The 17,233-nt window shown below is 34.1% G+C and carries 14 protein-coding genes; 1 reads left to right on the forward strand and 13 read right to left on the reverse strand.

Annotated elements, in window-relative coordinates; translation table 11 throughout:
* Nucleotides 1–6 precede the first annotated feature (6 nt).
* Complete coding sequence (locus JOOMADRAFT_RS18615) at nucleotides 7–1,023, forward strand: LacI family DNA-binding transcriptional regulator (RefSeq protein ID WP_008616150.1); 1,017 nt, start codon at nucleotides 7–9, stop codon at nucleotides 1,021–1,023.
* Nucleotides 1,024–1,319: 296 nt separating this feature from the next.
* On the opposite strand, the gene JOOMADRAFT_RS18620 is transcribed toward JOOMADRAFT_RS18615, so the two are convergent.
* The 13 genes from JOOMADRAFT_RS18620 to JOOMADRAFT_RS18680 all read right to left on the reverse strand — a co-directional run bounded on the left by JOOMADRAFT_RS18620 (nucleotide 1,320) and on the right by JOOMADRAFT_RS18680 (nucleotide 17,034).
* On the reverse strand, nucleotides 1,320–2,933 hold the full coding sequence (locus JOOMADRAFT_RS18620) for a UxaA family hydrolase (RefSeq protein ID WP_008616152.1): 1,614 nt from the start codon (nucleotides 2,931–2,933) through the stop codon (nucleotides 1,320–1,322).
* A 35-nt stretch (nucleotides 2,934–2,968) separates the two neighbouring features.
* The gene (locus JOOMADRAFT_RS18625; protein ID WP_008616154.1) at nucleotides 2,969–4,414 is read right to left on the reverse strand and encodes a tagaturonate reductase; all 1,446 of its coding nucleotides are present in this window, start codon (nucleotides 4,412–4,414) and stop codon (nucleotides 2,969–2,971) included.
* 460 nt (nucleotides 4,415–4,874) lie between these two features.
* Nucleotides 4,875–6,170: a TRAP transporter large permease gene (locus tag JOOMADRAFT_RS18630; protein ID WP_008616169.1), complete on the reverse strand. Its 1,296-nt coding sequence runs from the start codon at nucleotides 6,168–6,170 to the stop codon at nucleotides 4,875–4,877.
* A gap of 5 nt (nucleotides 6,171–6,175) precedes the next feature.
* A complete protein-coding gene (locus tag JOOMADRAFT_RS18635; protein WP_008616171.1) occupies nucleotides 6,176–6,634 on the reverse strand; it encodes a TRAP transporter small permease in 459 nt (152 codons plus the stop codon).
* Nucleotide 6,635: 1 nt separating this feature from the next.
* A complete protein-coding gene (locus JOOMADRAFT_RS18640; RefSeq protein WP_008616173.1) occupies nucleotides 6,636–7,616 on the reverse strand; it encodes a TRAP transporter substrate-binding protein in 981 nt (326 codons plus the stop codon).
* 228 nt (nucleotides 7,617–7,844) lie between these two features.
* Nucleotides 7,845–8,510, reverse strand: a complete 666-nt coding sequence (locus JOOMADRAFT_RS18645; protein ID WP_008616174.1) for a bifunctional 4-hydroxy-2-oxoglutarate aldolase/2-dehydro-3-deoxy-phosphogluconate aldolase — start codon at nucleotides 8,508–8,510, stop codon at nucleotides 7,845–7,847.
* A 155-nt stretch (nucleotides 8,511–8,665) separates the two neighbouring features.
* Nucleotides 8,666–9,676 carry a sugar kinase gene (locus JOOMADRAFT_RS18650; protein WP_008616175.1) on the reverse strand — a complete coding sequence of 337 codons (1,011 nt, stop codon included), beginning with the start codon at nucleotides 9,674–9,676 and terminating at the stop codon, nucleotides 8,666–8,668.
* A gap of 125 nt (nucleotides 9,677–9,801) precedes the next feature.
* Complete coding sequence (gene uxaC, locus JOOMADRAFT_RS18655) at nucleotides 9,802–11,205, reverse strand: glucuronate isomerase (protein ID WP_008616182.1); 1,404 nt, start codon at nucleotides 11,203–11,205, stop codon at nucleotides 9,802–9,804.
* Nucleotides 11,206–11,763: 558 nt separating this feature from the next.
* On the reverse strand, nucleotides 11,764–12,951 hold the full coding sequence (uxuA, locus tag JOOMADRAFT_RS18660; RefSeq protein ID WP_008616184.1) for a mannonate dehydratase: 1,188 nt from the start codon (nucleotides 12,949–12,951) through the stop codon (nucleotides 11,764–11,766).
* 168 nt (nucleotides 12,952–13,119) lie between these two features.
* Nucleotides 13,120–13,926, reverse strand: a complete 807-nt coding sequence (locus tag JOOMADRAFT_RS18665; protein WP_008616193.1) for an SDR family oxidoreductase — start codon at nucleotides 13,924–13,926, stop codon at nucleotides 13,120–13,122.
* Between the two features lie 11 nt (nucleotides 13,927–13,937).
* Nucleotides 13,938–14,270, reverse strand: a complete 333-nt coding sequence (locus tag JOOMADRAFT_RS18670) for a cupin domain-containing protein (RefSeq protein ID WP_008616195.1) — start codon at nucleotides 14,268–14,270, stop codon at nucleotides 13,938–13,940.
* Nucleotides 14,271–14,300: 30 nt separating this feature from the next.
* The gene (locus JOOMADRAFT_RS18675) at nucleotides 14,301–15,641 is read right to left on the reverse strand and encodes a Gfo/Idh/MocA family protein (protein ID WP_008616197.1); all 1,341 of its coding nucleotides are present in this window, start codon (nucleotides 15,639–15,641) and stop codon (nucleotides 14,301–14,303) included.
* Between the two features lie 10 nt (nucleotides 15,642–15,651).
* On the reverse strand, nucleotides 15,652–17,034 hold the full coding sequence (locus JOOMADRAFT_RS18680) for a 3-keto-disaccharide hydrolase (protein WP_008616199.1): 1,383 nt from the start codon (nucleotides 17,032–17,034) through the stop codon (nucleotides 15,652–15,654).
* Nucleotides 17,035–17,233 lie beyond the last annotated feature (199 nt).

Here is a 17,233-nt window from a genome sequence, read left to right on the forward strand (position 1 = left end):
AGTTTAATGAACGAGAAAACTACCATTTATGATATTGCCAAAGCGTTAAATGTAACAGCAGCAACAGTATCAAGAGCATTAAATAATAATCCTAAAATTAGCGCAGCTACTAGGAAACTAGTAATGGAAACTGCTGCTAAAATGAATTATAAGCAAAATAAATTAGCATTAGCCCTTAAAAGTGGGAAGAGTAATAATGTAGGTGTTGTGGTTCCTTATATTGATAGGAATTTCTTTTCTGCTATTATTAGAGGGATAGAAGAAGAGTTATATCCATTGGGCTATCATGTTATTATTTGCCAAACGCATGAACAAGAGAGTGCCGAGATAGATAATATCAATGCACTTTTAAACGCGCAAGTAGACGGAATATTAATGTCGGTTTCTAAATTATCTACACAAACCTCTCATTTTGAACATGTTTTAAATAAAAATGTTCCTTTAGTATTTTTTGATAGAAAAAAAGATGTTAAGGGAGTTAGTACGGTTACTATAGACGATTATCAAGCGGGTTACAATGCTACTAAACATCTTATAGAGCAGGGGTGTAGTAAAATAGCACACCTTTCTGGAGACTGGGCTTTAGAGATTTATAAAAATAGATATAAAGGATATAAACAGGCATTGCTGGATAACGGAATAACATTTAATAAAGATTATGTTATTAAAACGAAGAGTGATATTAAAGCGGGTCATAAATCGGTTGAGAAATTGATGACTTTAGAAACTCCCCCTGATGCAATATTTTCCTCAAGTGATTATGTGGCACTTGGCGCAATTCAGCAATTAAAAAAAATGGGAGTTAAAATCCCAGACGATTTTTGTGTGATAGGTTTTAGTAATGAGCCTTTTACTAAGTTTATGGAGCTTTCTATGAGTACTGTAGACCAATTACCGGTTGAAATGGGGAAAATGTCGGCAAAGGTATTTTTAGAGCAGGTAAAAGAATCGAATGTTAAAATTGAAAAGAAGGTAGTTTTAGCTCCCAATTTAAAAATTAGAGCTACTTCTACAAAAAAATAATATTTTATTTACTCAACGAGATTATAATAAACTTAAGTTTATCTTGAATATACTGAAGATAGGTTTCGACCTATTTTTAGTTTTCTAATGTTTCATGGTTGTTATCTAAACCATTCTAGGGGGTAGAGCTATTTCTAACAGATTTAATGTAGGTTTACCACTAAATTCACAAATATATTTTTATTTCCTACGTTTAATAACAATCTCCTGAAGGGAGGGGAAGTATCATATATCCGTGAATTTGTGGCTAAAATTTAAAAAATCTTAAAACAAAGAATGTTAGAATATTACTGTAATTAAAGAGAAACACCTCGTTTCCAAGGAATAAAATCGTTTTGATTTAATTCCATAGCTTTGGTTTTCTTCCCACTAGCAATGTCTACAATATATTCCATTAGAACATCGGCCATTTCTTCAATTGATTTTTCTCCGCGGATAATTGCACCTGTATCAATATCAATAATATCTGGCATTTTTAGAGCTAGTTCACTATTTGAAGCTACTTTAATAACTGGGGTAATAGGATTTCCAGTTGGAGTACCTAAACCAGTAGTGAACAATATAATATTGGCACCAGAACCAGCCATTGCAGTGGTACTTTCCACGTCGTTTCCGGGAGTACATAAAAGATTGAGCCCCGATTTAGTTACATATTCCCCGTAATCTAAAATTTCTACTATAGGGGATGTGCCTCCTTTTTTTGCTGCCCCAGCAGATTTCATTGCATCGGTAATAAGTCCGTCTTTAATATTTCCAGGAGAAGGATTCATATCAAATCCTGAGCCTGCATCTACTACAGATTTTTCAAAATCTTGCATTAATTGAAGAAATCTACTACTTTGCTTTTCGTCTACACAACGGTTAACAAGTTCTTGCTCTACCCCACATAACTCGGGGAATTCAGAAAGGATTGCTGTCCCTTTTAATGCAGTAATAATATCTGAAACTTGTCCTAAAGTAGGGTTGGCAGAAATTCCTGAAAATCCATCGGAACCTCCACATTCTAATCCAATTTTTAATTTTGAAAGTGGTGCAGGCTTTCTTTTTATTTGGTTTGCCTTTTTTATTTCAGCAAAAGAGTCCTTAATAATTGTATTAAGCATTTCTTCAACCGTACCCATTTTCTGCTGCTCGTAGATTAAAACAGGCTTATTTAGGTTAGGAGCTACTTTATTTAAAGCGTCTTTTAAAATTTGGATTTGTAGATTCTGACACCCTAAACTCAAGACAGTTGCTCCAGCAACATTGGGGTTATTTACGTAACCAGCCAAAAGTTGTGATAAACTTTCTGAATCTTGACGAATCCCTCCACAGCCTCCTTGATGGGTTATAAATTTTACATCGATATTATCAAAAACAGGAACTGTATCTCCAGTAATATCTGAATTGTCGGTTGTTCCATCCCGATTAACAAGAGATCTTAATAATAAACGATGTTTGTTTACATCTTCATTTAAAAGTTCCTTTTCGAAAACTTCTTTTAGAACTTCAATATTTCTGTTTTCACAGAATACAAGTGGAAAAAATAACCAAACATTACGGGTTCCTATTTGTCCATCTTCTCTGTGGTAGCCATTAAAAGTTCTGTCTTTCCATTTAGTTACATCTGGAATATTCCAGTTTACAGTTTCTGTTTTACCAGTAACTTTTTCTGTTTTATGTTTTACATTTTCTGTTGTAATAACAGCGCCTTTTTCAATTGTTTCGCTTGCGCTTCCTACAAGAACTCCATACATATAGATTTTTTCGTCTTTATGTAGTGTTGTAAGTGCAATTTTATGTTTGGCTTTTACATCCGTAGTTAAAACAATATCTTCCCCTTCAAATGAAACGGTAGTATTACTTTTTAAATTTTTTAAAGCAACCGCAACATTATCTTCAGGATGTACTTTTATTAATTCTTTTTCCATAATAAACAATTTAGTATTTTAAACCGAAATTGGTTTTAAATTTCAGCTTTAAAATTTTTGAATCCTTGTTCTACACCATTCGTATCAATTTTTTCTAAAGCAAGAGTAATAGCTGTTGTTAGTCCTTCTATTTGGGTAAGGTCTTCGTCCCAAAAGGATGCATTGGAAAGAATTGTACTTGCTGTTTCAGCATAATCGTTCAATTCCCATGCTTTTTTAAATGTAGCAACAATAGCTTCGTCATCTTGAACAGGTAACGAAACTCCGTTCCAACTCCCTTTATAAAACCGTATTAAACAAGCAAAAGCATAAGTTAAATGTAGCGGTAATGTCTTATTTCCTTTTTGGTATTCTAATAAACTAGGCAGCACTCGAACTTTAAATTTAGAAACAGAATTTAAAGCAATACTAGAGAGTTGATGTTTTATAAACGGATTTCTAAACCTATCAAAAACTTCATTTGCAAAAGTTTCTAATTCTTGTTTGTCGAGTTCTAGCGTTTGAATAATTTCGTTAAAAACAGTGTCTTTAACAAAGTTTCCTGTAAAATCTGTATCAATAGTTTCTTTTACCGTTTCATTTCCGTAGAGAAGAGAAAATGGAACCATAACCGTATGTGCACCATTTAAAATTCTAACTTTACGTGTACGATAAGGTTGCATATCTTTAACCACTAAAACATTCAAATCTGTTTTATCAAATGGAAGTTTTGCTCTCAACTCATCATTCCCTTCTATAACCCATAAAAAGAATTTTTCTGCGGTAACAATGAGGTTGTCTTTGTAAGATAGCTGTTGGTTATAATCTTCAATTTCATCTTTTGGATAACCAGGAACGATACGGTCTACCAAGGTGTTATGGAAACTATTACTGTTTAATAACCAGTCTTTAAAGCCGTCTTCAAGTTTCCAATCACCACAATACTTTAAGATGATTTTCTTTAAATTATCTGCGTTGTAATTAATCAATTCACATGGAATGATTGTTAATCCTTTATCAGAAGCACCATTAAAATGCTTATATCTTTCATATAAAAGAATGGTTAATTTAGCAGGAAATGAGGAGGGAGGCTGCATATTTGGCGTGTCAGTCTCGTTGTAAGAAATTCCAGCTTCTGTAGTATTAGAGATAATAAAAGAGAGTTCTTCTTCTTTGGCCAATGCTTTGTATTGGTCATAATCAGAATAAGGATTAATTCCTTTTACAATACTGCTAATAAGTTCTTTTTCTTGTATTTCTTCGCCTTTATATATTCCTTTCATGAATAATGTATAAAGACCATCTTGATCATTTAAAAGTGAGATTAAACCTCTGTCTATAGGTTGTACAACAGCTACTCCCGCATTAAAATTGGCCGAGTTATTAAGCGCTTGGATTGCATAATCTACAAAAGCTCTTAAAAAGTTTCCCTCTCCAAATTGTATAATTTTTATAGGGGGAGTATCTTTCAAATTTGTATTTTCTCTGTTTAGATTTTTCATTTTTTATTGTGTTTTCTTAACGGATTTAGCATACGTTCTTCTTTTGTTCTAAAATCTTAAACCTTTAATCCCTCATAGTGGGTCTGATTCCCGACCCTCTGCGTCGAAATTAATTAAATTTGTTTCCTTTGAATACCTTGTGGGCTTGCCCGGAGGTAGTTGATTTTAAACAACACTGAAACAAAGGTAATCGATTACATTCGATTTTAAAAAAAAGGTAAGAACCTTATTTTTTTATTTTCAAAGTTTTTATATAAGAGTTTTTTTAAAAGTACCTAAACTGTAAGTGTTGTTCTGAGCTTGTCGAAGTTTCTAACATTAAGAGAAACTTCGACAAGCTCAGTTTGACAACTATTTTGACAAGCTCAGTTTGACACTACTTTGACAAGCTCTGTTTTGACAACTATAAATTACTTTTTAGATAGCTATAAAAAAACTATATAAATTTCAAGAGTATATATTAAAACCCAAACAAACTAGGTAACCACAATGTAAGTTGTGGAAAATATGTCACCAAAAATAAGGCGAATATCATAGCTAGAAATAGAGGGATTAATGGTTTTATTACTTTTTGAATACTCGTTTTGGCTACTCCAACTCCTACAAAGAGGACTGAGCCAACGGGTGGGGTACAAAGTCCAATACATAAATTAAGAACCATAATAATTCCGAATTGAACTGGATCCATTCCAAGCTTAGTTACTACAGGTAAAAAGATAGGCGTAAAGATGAGCACTGCTGGCGTCATATCCATAAAGATTCCTACAAAAAGTAAGAGTAGATTTATAATTAATAAGATAACAATAGGATTGTCGCTTAATCCTAAAAGCAAGCTACTTATATTTTGAGGAATATTCTCATAAGACATTACCCAAGACATACTCATAGAAGCGCCAATTAAAAGCATTACAATAGCTGTGGTTGAAGCAGAATTAAGCAATACTTCGGGGAGGTTTTTAAAGGAAATCTCTCTGTATATAAATCCTAGAATAAGGGTGTATAAAACAGCAATTGCAGAAGCTTCTGTAGCTGTAAAAATTCCAATTACAATACCTCCAATAACTATAACTAACAAAAGCAAGCTAGGAACAGCATCTATAAAAGTGCTAAAAACTTGTTTTAATGTACTTCTCTTTCCTACATTATATTTTTTCTTTTTTGCCCAAATAGCGGCTACTATCATTAAGAATAAACCTGTTAAAATACCAGGAATGTATCCTGCTAAAAATAGGGCGGCAATAGAAACTCCACCACTAGCTAGCGAGTAAACAATAAGCACATTACTTGGAGGGATTATTAGTCCAGTTGTTGCCGAGGTAATATTTACTGCTACTCCAAATTCTTTTGAATAGCCTTCTTTTTCCATTTCAGGTCCTAAAATACTTCCCATAGCAGATGCAGATGCCATTGCAGAACCAGCAATAGCTCCCATTAGCATTGCAGCAATTACATTTATTAATGCTAGTCCGCCAGGAAATGATCCTACCAATGTTTTAGCAAATGCAATGAGTCGATGGGCTATTCCTCCTTTATTCATGAGCTCTCCAGAGAGGACAAAAAACGGAATGGCAAGGAGAGCAAAGCTATCGAGACCAGTAGCCATTCGTTGCGAAACAGTGGTAAAAGCTGGCATAGCTGGAATGGTTACCAGCATGGTTAATAAGGATGAAATGGTAATACTCCAAGCAACTGGAGTACCAATTGCTAAAAGGCATATAAAACTTATGACTAATACGAGAACTGGGATATATTCCATAATAATTATTTCTTTAAAATATCTGAGGTTTTGTAATAAATAATAAGCAATCCGCTAATAGGAATAACTAGATATACTGCAAAGAGCGGCATATTTAAAGCAGGAGAATGCTGACCCAAAATGTAGCTGATATATACAAGTCGGATACCTCCGATAACAAAAGCTAATAATGAAAATATAATGATGAGTGCATTCACAATTACTGCTAATTTCTTTTGAGTTTTTGCGCTAGATTTTGAAGGAAGTACATCAATGGCAACATGCATATTTCTTCCAGATACATAAGCTGCTCCTAAAATACCAACCCAAATCATTAAGTATCGTGCCAATTCGTCTGTAAAAGAGCTAGGAGTACCAGTAACATAGCGTGTGAAAACTTGCCATAAAACATTAATTACCATCAGGCTCATTATAAAAACTAATGCTCTACTTAAAACGAAGTCTACTTTCTTTCTAAAATTCATTTTATTTAGTGTTTCTAATTTCTTGGATTAGGGAATACATTTCTTTATTGCTTTTATATGCGTCATATATACTTTGAACTTCTTCTGCAAATGGCTCTTTATCAGGATAGATTACTTCAACGCCTTCTTTTTGCACAGCTTCCAAAGCTTCTTTCTCCGACTTAGCCCATAGTTTACGCTGATTTACAACAGATCTATCGGCTGCTTCTTGAAGCCATTCTTGTTCTTGTTCATTCAAACTATTCCATAAATGGGTTCCTACTACCAAAACATCTGGTAATACAGTATGCTCGTCCAAAGAATAGTATTTACACACTTCGTAATGTTTTGATAAATAGAAGCTTGGAGGATTGTTTTCTGCTCCATCTACAACGCCTTGTTGTAATGATGTGTATAATTCTCCCCATGAAATTGGAGTAGGTGAGCCTCCTAAACTACGAACCATATTCATAGCAGTTGCGCTTTCCATAACTCGAATTTTCATTCCTTCTAAATCTGAAGGAGAATTTACGGGTCTTTCTTTAGTGTAGAAACTACGACTTCCAGCATCGTAATAACAAAGGCCTTTGAGCCAAAATTGAGTTCCTTCATTAAGGAGCGATTTTCCAATTGGACCATCCAAAACATTGAAAGAATGTTGTTTGCTTTTAAATAGAAATGGAAGTCCTAAAACCTTCATTTTAGGAGCAAAATTTTCTAAAACTCCAACAGAAACTTTTGTCATATCTAAACTACCAATTTGCAGAAGTTCTAAACATTCTCGTTCAGAACCTAATTGCTGATTGGGATAAATCTTGATATTCATTTTTCCGCCAGAAATTTCTTCTAAGTCTTTTCCCATTTGGAGCATCGCTTTGTGTACGGAATGGTTTACATCCAAACCATGCGCTAGCTTAATGGTTTTGTGAGAACTAATTTGATTGCAAGAAATGCAAATCAAAAAAGTAAGCAGTGTTAGGGAGATTTTTAAGGTAGCTTTCATGTATTATTAATTATATTTTAATCCCTCACAGAGGGCTTAATTCTCCGAAGCATGCCCTGAGTTTGTCGAAGGGCTCTGCATCGAAATGAATTAAGGTTGTTGTGTTTGTATACCTCGAGAACTTGCCTCAAGGGCTTGCCCCGAGGTAGTTTACTAAAGCTCTTTTTTAAAATATGTTAAGTTTTGGTTGGTTATTCTTAATCCCTTATGGACTTACCAAAAGAGCGTTTATTTAAGTTTTTTTATAATTTGTAGGGCATTTGCTACTGTTTCTTTTAAAAGGTTATAATCTTTATTTGCTATAATTTCCTTTGAAATAAGTTGAGATCCCATTCCTACACAGGTTACGCCTGCTTTAAACCACTCACTAAGGTTTTCCTTAGTTGGAGAAACACCACCTGTAGGCATAATGCTTGTCCATGGACAAGGGCCTTTTATTGCTTTAACAAATTTTGGTCCGTAAATTCCACCAGGGAATAATTTTACTACTTCACAACCAAGTTCTTCTGCTTTTGCAATTTCTGTAAGGGTAGCACAACCTGGCGACCATAATACTTTTCTACGATTGCACACAAGGGCAATATCTTCTCTAAGTACCGGGGTTACAATAAATTGAGCGCCCATTTGCATATATAAAGAAGCGGCTGCCGCATCTGTTACAGAACCTACACCGAGAATTAAATCTGGACATTCTTTAGCACAAAATTTAATTAATTCTGAAAATACTTCATGGGCAAAAGCTCCTCTAGCAGTAAACTCAAATAAGCGGGCACCTCCATCATAACAAGCTTTTACAACTTGTTTTACAATAGCTACATCTTCATGATAGAAAAGTGGTACTAAACCAGTTTCTTTCATTTTAGTTGCCACTTCTATTCTTGTATATGTTTTCACATGAATAAATTTAAGTTAAACGATTGATTTTTATGTCATTATATAATTAAGTAACAAGTCAATACCCTTTAAAAGCCTTTGATTTGTTCAGCTCCTTTTGTGGAGGTATTATAAATTCCTCTATGAGGGTTTCATCTGTATATTTTAAAATAAAATTACCTTTTCACTCTTCCAGAAACATTCCCTCCCATTAAATCTTCTACATCTTCTTTTGAAACCAAGTTTGCATCTCCATAAATAGTATGTTTTAAACAAGAAGCTGCTACTGCAAAATCTAATGCTTTCTGATCTTCATAATAATTGAGACCATATATCAAAGCTCCCATAAAACTATCTCCAGCACCAATTCTATCAACAATATCGGTAATATTATAAGATTCCGACTCTAAAAGATTTTTTCCATCATATAAAACAGCAGACCATGTGTTGTGCATAGCACTTATATTTTTTCGGTTGGTAATAATTATTTTTTCTGATGAAGGAAAACGTTCTTTTAGTTTTTCGCAAAGCGATTGTTGGAGCTCTTTTTCTGTAGCCCCCTCTGGATCAATATCAAAATATTGTTTGGAAGCATAATCTCCTGCTAGAATAACCTGACATTTAGCAACCATTTTTTCCATAACTTCTCCAGGAGTTTTCCCATAATTCCAAAGATTGGCACGGTAGTTAAAATCTGTAGAAATAGTAAGTCCCATCTCTGAAGCTACTTCAATGGCTTCCATACAAACATCTGCAGCTCCTTGAGATACGCCAGGCGTAATACCAGACCAATGAAACCAAGTAGCGTCTTTAAAAGCAGCTTTCCAATCAATCATTCCCTTTTCTATGTGTGCAAAAGAAGAATAAGCGCGGTCGTATATAATTTTACTCCCTCGTACAGAGGCTCCTTTTTCTAGAAAATAAAGTCCTAGTCGGTCGCCACCTTTTGCGATAAAATTGGTACCAACATTATATTTACGCATTTGCATCAGTGCAGTTTCTGCTATATCGTTTGCGGGGAGACGCGTAATCATTTCAGACTTCATCCCAAAATTAGACAGACCCGTAAGCACATTTAATTCACTTCCGCCATAATCGGCATTCATTTCTATCGCTTGCGAAAATTTAAGATGATCTTTGGTTGATAATCTTAATAAAACTTCTCCTAAGGCTACTACTTTTTTCAATATTTAAAGTTTTAGTTTTTTGTTTAATCCCTCAAAAAAGGGTTTTTATCTCCAACTCATGTCGAAGTAGGTTAATGTTGTTTCGTTTAAATCCACAGCGGACTTTGTAACGAGGTTATTTATTTTTAAAAATCAAAATATTCCTGAGCATTATTGTAAGAAATATCTTCAACAATTTTTCCAATCCATTCCATGTCGTTTGGAAGCTCACCGTTTTCAATTTCTTCTCCTAAGAGGTTACACAAAATTCTTCTAAAATATTCGTGTCGTGGGTAAGATAAGAAACTCCTAGAATCTGTAAGCATTCCAATAAAGCAACTTATAAGTCCCATGTTTGACAAAGCATTCATTTGTTTTGTCATTCCGTCTTTTTGATCTAGAAACCACCATCCAGAACCAAACTGTACTTTTCCTTTTACAGAACCATCATTGAAATTACCAATCATAGTTGCCATAACCTCATTATCGGCAGGGTTTAGATTGTAGATAATAGTTTTAGAAAGTTTATCTTTTCCGTCAAGACTATTTAAAAATTTAGATAATTTCTCTGCTTGTGGATAGTCAGAAATAGAATCCCATCCTGTGTCAGGACCTAATTTAGCTAACATTCTGGTGTTATTATTTCTAAGTGCTCCTAAGTGGAATTGTTGAATCCAACCGAGCGAATGGTATTGTTCTGCTAAAAATTGTAAAACAGCACTTTCAAATTTTTCTATTTCTAGGAATGAAAGTTGTTCATTTTTAAGACGTTTCTTTAAAATTTGATCTACTTCAGCTTCAGAATAAGGAGCAAATGGAATGCTATTTAATCCGTGGTCGGAAACTTTACATCCATTCTCATTAAAATACTGAACTCTTTTTACAAGAGCGTCCAATAAATCTTGATAAGACGTAATACTAATATCTGCAGCCTTTTCTAACTTACCTAAATATTCAATAAAACCATCATTTCCAATCATGATAGCTTTATCTGGACGAAAAGAAGTGCTTATATGCGTATCGAAATTACTTTTTGCTAATTGCTGATGATGCTCTAGAGTATCAATAGGATCTTCAGTAGTACAAACAACTTTTACATTCATTTTAGAAAGTAATTGTTGACAACTATAGTCTGATGAATTTAATTTATCAGAAGTGATTTTATAAATTTCCTTGGCATTTTTCTCATTTAAAAGCTCATACACATCAAAATAACGAGCAAGTTCTAATTGAGTCCAATGGAATAGGGGGTTACGAAGTGTATAAGGTACAGTTTTTGCCCATTGTTGGAATTTTTCTTCATCGGAAGCATTTCCAGTAATGTATTTTTCATTAATACCTAAGGTTCTCATTGCTCTCCATTTGTAATGGTCGCCATCAAGCCATGCTTTCGTAATATTTTCAAAAACTCTATTTTCTGCTATATCTTTTGGAGATAAATGGCAATGGTAATCAATAATTGGCATTTTACTCGCATGGTTATGATAAAGCTCTTCTGCATATTTGTTACGAAGTAAAAAATTATCGTTTATAAATTTAGTAGTGTTCATAATGTTTTAATCTTCATTTTAATCTCTCATAAGAGAGTTTATAGCTATTTTATGTTACTCGATAATCGAGATTTGAATGCTCCAAAGCCTGTCCTGAGTTTCCCGAAGGGATTGCGTCGAAATACTTTTAGCCCTTCCTTTTAATGCTTCCTAAGCATGCTCCAAGGGAGTTTACTGAGTTATGATTATTCTTAACTACTTAAGAAACTAGCTTTGTATTAATTTGTTTTTATATTTTAACTTGATTCATATTTTTACCTTGAACAGGTATTTGTGTAATCGATTGCACAAATATAAATTTATTTTTTTAAAAATTGTATTTTATTAAAAAAACCTTGACAAAATTTTTGTTATTCGTTAATATCATGTTCTATAAAGGAGATATTGCTAATAAATTATAAATAATTCTTTGTATTAAATCCCTCATTGAGGGTTTTATTCCCCAAAGCCTGTCCAGAGTTTACCGAAGGGTTCTACGTCGAAATGGATTAAAATATTTTTCCTTTTGAATACCTCGTAGGCTTGCCTCGAGGTAGTTGATTTTTTTGAGTAACTCTATTAAGAGGTTTTTCTTATTCCTAATTCTAAACCTCTTAATTCTGCTAAGCCGCGGAGTCTTCCAATAGCAGAATAACCAGGGTTTGTGTGTTTCTTTAAATCGTCTAACATTTTATGTCCGTGATCTGGTCGAAAAGGCATTCTAATATCTTTTCTTCCTTCAGAAATTCTTTGTTGTTGTTGCGCAATCAATGCTTTCATTACACTAAACATATCAACATCTCCCTCTAGATGATTTGCTTCATGAAAATTCCCTTGCTCATCTCTTTTAGTACTTCTTAAATGAGTAAAGTGAATACGATCTCCAAGATTTTTTATCATTTCAGCTAAATTATTATCCGCTCTAACTCCAAAAGATCCGGTACAAAATGTGAGTCCGTTATTCTTACTGTCAACAGCTTTATAAATAGCTAAAATATCTTGTTCTGTACTAACCACTCTTGGAAGTCCAAGGATAGGGTAGGGCGGGTCGTCTGGATGGATACACATATTAACTCCTGCTTTTTCTGCGGAAGGAATTATATTTTCTAGAAAGAAGAAAAGATGTTGTTTTAGTTTTTCAGCATCAATATCTTTATAAGTTGCTAATATTTCATTAAATTCTTCCAGTGAATATCCTTCTTCAGCACCAGGAAGTCCTGCAATAATATTAGTAACAAGTAGTTTTTTTTCTTCTGAAGTTAAATTATTTATACAGGAATTAGCAGCAGCAATTTCGGCTTCGGTATAATCTTTTTCAGCGTCTGGTCTTTTCAATAAAAAAAGTTCAAAGGCAGCAAAAGCTGTTTTATCAAACCGAAGTGCCGTAGCCCCATCTTCTAATAAATAATCCAAATCTGTACGGGTCCAATCTAAAACAGGCATGAAATTATAACAAACAGTATCTATGCCACATTCCCCTAGGTTTGTAATAGTTTGCTTGTAATTATTGATGTACTCTATATAATCTCCACTTTGAGTTTTTATACTTTCATGAATAGGAACACTTTCTACCACAGACCAAGAAAGACCTGCAGCTTCAATTGTTTTTTTGTGTGCCATTATTTCATCTACAGTCCAAACTTCTCCATTGGGAATATGGTGTAAGGCAGAAACAATGCCTGTTGCCCCTGCTTGCTTTATGTCTGATAGCGATACTGGGTCTTTTGGCCCATACCAACGCCATGTCTGTTCTAATTTGGTATTCATTTATTGTTAGTTGAAAGTTAAGAAGTTAAAAGTTAAAAGTTTAAATGTTGAAGGTTTAAAGTTTAGTGTTGAAAGTTCAATGAATAAGCGATTTGGCAAAAAACAGTTTTGCGACTTCAAAAAGATGCAAACCCAACAATTCAACATTCAACATTCAAAATAACTTTATTACACTCCGCTAAAAGCGCTAAATCCGCCATCAATAGGAATTACAACACCTGTTACAAAGGAAGAATTATCTCCAGCTAACCAATTTGTTACTCCTTGTAATTCTTCGGGTTCTCCAAAGCGTTTCATAGGAGTTTGAGCAACAATTGTTTGTCCGCGTTGAGTAAGAGTTCCGTCTGTATTTAAAAGCAAGGCTCTGTTTTGTTCTCCAATAAAAAAGCCTGGAGCGATAGCATTTACCCGAATTTTATCTCCATATTTTAAAGCCATTTCAACAGCAAGCCACTTTGTAAAATTATCTACAGCTGCTTTACTTGCACTGTAACCTACCACACGGGTAATAGCTTGTTGTGCTGCCATAGATGAAATATTAATAATACTTCCTCTACCATTGTTTGCCATTATTTTACCGAAAACAAAACTAGGAAGCACAGTTCCTTTAAAATTAAGATCGTTTACTTTGTCAAAATCCTCCAACGATAAATCAAAAAAGTTTTCATCTGGCGCTATGGTGGCTCCTTTTCGGTTTCCACCAGCAGCATTTACCAAAATATCTATGCTTCCCCAAGTATCAAGAACTTTTGTTTTAGCAATTTCTAACTCTTTTTGGTTTAAAACATCTGCAATAAGCGCAATGGCTTCTCCACCGTTTTCTTTAATTTCTTTTACGCTATCTAAAACTGTTTTTTCTGTTCTTCCTAGAATTGCAACTTTTACTTTTTGTAATGCAAGGCCTTTGGCTATTGCGCCTCCTAAAACTCCATTCCCTCCAGTTATTATAGCAACTTTATTTTTGAGTTGATCCATTTATTTATTATTTATTGTGATAAAAAATCTTCACGAACAGGGTTAAAAACATCAATGAGAACGCCTGCTTCTATACATTCTACACCGTGGACTAAATTAGGGTTGGCAAAGAAAGTATCGCCGGTTTCTAATGTTTTGGTGTTATTATCTATAGTAACCTCAAATTTTCCTGAAGCTACGTAAGATGCTTGCGAGTGTATATGGTGATGTTTGTATCCAATAGCTCCTTTTTCAAACTTAACTTTTACCATCATTAAGTCTTTATTATAATTGGTTATCTGTCTACTAATCCCTTTGTCTACATCCTCCCAAGTGTTTTCTTTCGTTATAAAAAAATCATTCATAAGCAATTTTTATTTTTGTGCAATTTCTAATTATAAGGTAGGTTCCCAGCCTTTTTCATACTCTCGACCCCATAATTTCATGGCATTTTCGTCGAGCATACGGCCGTTTTTATTGTTTATCTTGAAACCTTTTCCAATTCTATAAGCAACATTAGCATAATGTACCATAGCCATACTTATACTAGCATCGTCAATTGGAGCGTTCAATTTTTCTTTTCCGCGGATGGTTTCAAAGAAGTTTACCACATGCATAGTGGACATGCTTCCGCCTCCTCCAAGAGCAGTTCCAGCTTCATTAGAATTAGAATTAACTTCTTTAACTAATTTTCCACTTCTATCCATTAACATATATTTTTCACGGTCAACATAAACAGTTCCTTCACTTCCGTAAATAAGAGTTCCACGTCCACCTCCATAGGTGCTATATCCATTTCTACTTTTACCATCCCATTGAATAACTTTATTGTCAGAAAATTTAAAAGTAGCCTCCATGGTATCATACATTTCCCAACCGTCGTTTACAAAATGTCTTTTATCGGCCTCTACTTCTGCATATTCTGGAAAATCTACTTGTAATGCCCAGCGTGCAACATCTAGCTCATGGGTAGCATTATTTCCTGTTTCTGCAGTTCCGTAATTCCATCCGTACCAATGCCAGTTATAGTCCCATGTATTATCTGTATATTCTCTATGCACTGCTGGTCCTTGCCATAATTCCCAATCTAAACCTTGTGGAATGGCAGCTTTTGTTTGAAGAGGCACTTCTCCTCTTGAATTGTTATAGAAAGCAACAGCTTTGTATGGATTTCCTATAACTCCATTATGAATTTCTTTAATAATTTCAATGGTGTGAGGAGAAGAGCGCTGCTGATTCCCCATTTGTACCACTTTATTGAATTTTTTAGAAGCTTCTACCAGAAGTTCATTCTCATTCATATTATGGCTACATGGTTTTTCAACATATACATTTTTTCCAGCTTTTAACGCCATTATGGAGCCTGGTGCATGCCAATGGTCTGGTGTTGCATTTATGAGGACATCTACTTTTTTATCGTCAATAACTTTTCGGATGTCGTTTTCTAGTTTTGGTGTATAGTCAATTATTTTAGAAAAATTCTCCTTAGCTCTAAGCCTCTGACTTTCCATAACGTCACACAAATACATCAAGTTTACATTACTCTCTTTTTGTGCAATCGGATCATAATAAGCGCCTAATCTTCTCCCTAAACCTGCAATAGCAACATTTAAGCGGTCGTTGGATCCAATAATTCTTCTGTAACTACTTGCAGGCATTCCCATTACAGAACTTCCAACAGCAATAGCAGTACTACTTAATACGGTGTTTTTTATAAAGTTTCTTCTAGTTGTCATTATTTAGGGTTTATAAGGATTTAATTTTAATATTTTTATATGAAACACGATTTCCATGATCTTGTAAAAGAATACTTCCTTTTTCAAGCTCTCCAAATTTCTTCCATTTTTTATATTTACTTTCTGAAACCAGTTTACGATACTCTTTACTTCCTCTTTCATATTCAAGCACTTTTACTCCGTTTAACCAATGCTCCACATGATTGTCTTTTGAAACAATTCTAGCAGTATTCCATTCTCCAACAGGGTGGATTGGTTTGTTTGGATCTGCCTGAATTAAATCATACAAAGAAGCCACAGTTCTACTTCCGTCGTGATTTCCTAATTTAGCATCTGGATGATTATCGTCGTCAAGAATTTGATATTCCAAACCAATAGAGGAGCCTGGCCCTTTATTAATTTCAGTATCAACATAATATTTAATACCGCTATTAGCTCCTTTTGTAAGTTTAAAATCTACTTTAAGCTCAAAATCTTGATATAGTTTTTTTGTTACAATATCTCCTGCTGCAGCAGATTCTTTTCCATCACTTTCCATTATAGTTAAGATACCGTTTTCAATAACCCAACCTTTATCTGGAAATTCTTCAAGTTTTGCGCCTCTCCATCCATTAGAAGTTTTTCCGTCCCAAAGCATTTCCCAACCATTTTTCTTTTCGTCTATGGTTAAATTATTTTTAGTGACTACAGGTTCTACAGGAGTTTTTGTACTGTATTTACTTAAACTATCGGTAAGAATATTTACATTTTTCCACATAATTTCTGTACCTTCTTTAGCATCTTTTCCAATGGAATGTACTTGTAATGCTATGAATCCGGAGTGTGTTTTCCCGTCAATTAAATGTGCTGCCGGAACTCCATTAATCCATGTTTTTATAGTATCTCCAATAGCTTCAATTCGGTAATGATTCCAATCTCCTTGTTTAAATGCTTGTTGTGCATTTTTATCATTTTCAATAGGGAAAAGCCAACCACGTCTACCTTCGTCATAAATACCAGCGCTCCATGCTCTATCTGAAGGATCTATTTCTATTTGATACCCATGTACGCGTCCGTTTTGATATTGAGGAGTGCTGTTACTGCGGATTTGAATTCCAGAATTCATAGTAGAATCTACTTTATAATCGAGTTCTAATATAAAATCGCCATACATTTTATTGGTAGTCATAAACGAGTTTGGAGTATTATGGACTGTACTACCAATAACTTTTCCGTCTTCGACTCTGTATTTAGCTTCCCCTCCTTTTTGAGTCCAGCCATTTAGATTTTCTCCATTAAACAATGGAGTCCAAGGAGTGTTGTCTTTTGGGGCGCTCTCTTGGCAGCTTGATAATCCAATGGTAAGGCCAATAGCTAAGGCATAAAGTTGGTAATTTTTAACTCTTAATTTCATTTGTTTGTATTTATTGTTTTTAATGGTTTAATGAAACATCCAAGTTATAGTAAGTTTTATTGTTAATCATGGATGTTTCATTAAATTTTCATGTTTTAAATCCCTCATTGAGGGTTTTATTCTCTTACGTTCTACGTCGAAATGGATTAAATTATTTTCCTTTGAATACCTCGTAGGCTTGCCTCGAGGTAGTAGATTA

The sequence above is a fragment of the Galbibacter orientalis DSM 19592 genome (genome assembly GCF_000260115.1).
GTDB lineage: Bacteria > Bacteroidota > Bacteroidia > Flavobacteriales > Flavobacteriaceae > Galbibacter > Galbibacter orientalis.

Excerpts from the sequence above, each read along its gene's own strand:
- JOOMADRAFT_RS18615 (WP_008616150.1), top strand. The coding sequence starts at position 7 with ATGAACGAGAAAACTACCATTTATGATATTGCCAAAGCGTTAAATGTA.
- JOOMADRAFT_RS18620 (WP_008616152.1), bottom strand. The coding sequence starts at position 2,933 with ATGGAAAAAGAATTAATAAAAGTACATCCTGAAGATAATGTTGCGGTT.
- JOOMADRAFT_RS18625 (WP_008616154.1), bottom strand. The coding sequence starts at position 4,414 with ATGAAAAATCTAAACAGAGAAAATACAAATTTGAAAGATACTCCCCCT.
- JOOMADRAFT_RS18630 (WP_008616169.1), bottom strand. The coding sequence starts at position 6,170 with ATGGAATATATCCCAGTTCTCGTATTAGTCATAAGTTTTATATGCCTT.
- JOOMADRAFT_RS18635 (WP_008616171.1), bottom strand. The coding sequence starts at position 6,634 with ATGAATTTTAGAAAGAAAGTAGACTTCGTTTTAAGTAGAGCATTAGTT.
- JOOMADRAFT_RS18640 (WP_008616173.1), bottom strand. The coding sequence starts at position 7,616 with ATGAAAGCTACCTTAAAAATCTCCCTAACACTGCTTACTTTTTTGATT.
- uxaC (WP_008616182.1), bottom strand. The coding sequence starts at position 11,205 with ATGAACACTACTAAATTTATAAACGATAATTTTTTACTTCGTAACAAA.
- uxuA (WP_008616184.1), bottom strand. The coding sequence starts at position 12,951 with ATGAATACCAAATTAGAACAGACATGGCGTTGGTATGGGCCAAAAGAC.
- JOOMADRAFT_RS18665 (WP_008616193.1), bottom strand. The coding sequence starts at position 13,926 with ATGGATCAACTCAAAAATAAAGTTGCTATAATAACTGGAGGGAATGGA.
- JOOMADRAFT_RS18670 (WP_008616195.1), bottom strand. The coding sequence starts at position 14,270 with ATGAATGATTTTTTTATAACGAAAGAAAACACTTGGGAGGATGTAGAC.
- JOOMADRAFT_RS18675 (WP_008616197.1), bottom strand. The coding sequence starts at position 15,641 with ATGACAACTAGAAGAAACTTTATAAAAAACACCGTATTAAGTAGTACT.
- JOOMADRAFT_RS18680 (WP_008616199.1), bottom strand. The coding sequence starts at position 17,034 with ATGAAATTAAGAGTTAAAAATTACCAACTTTATGCCTTAGCTATTGGC.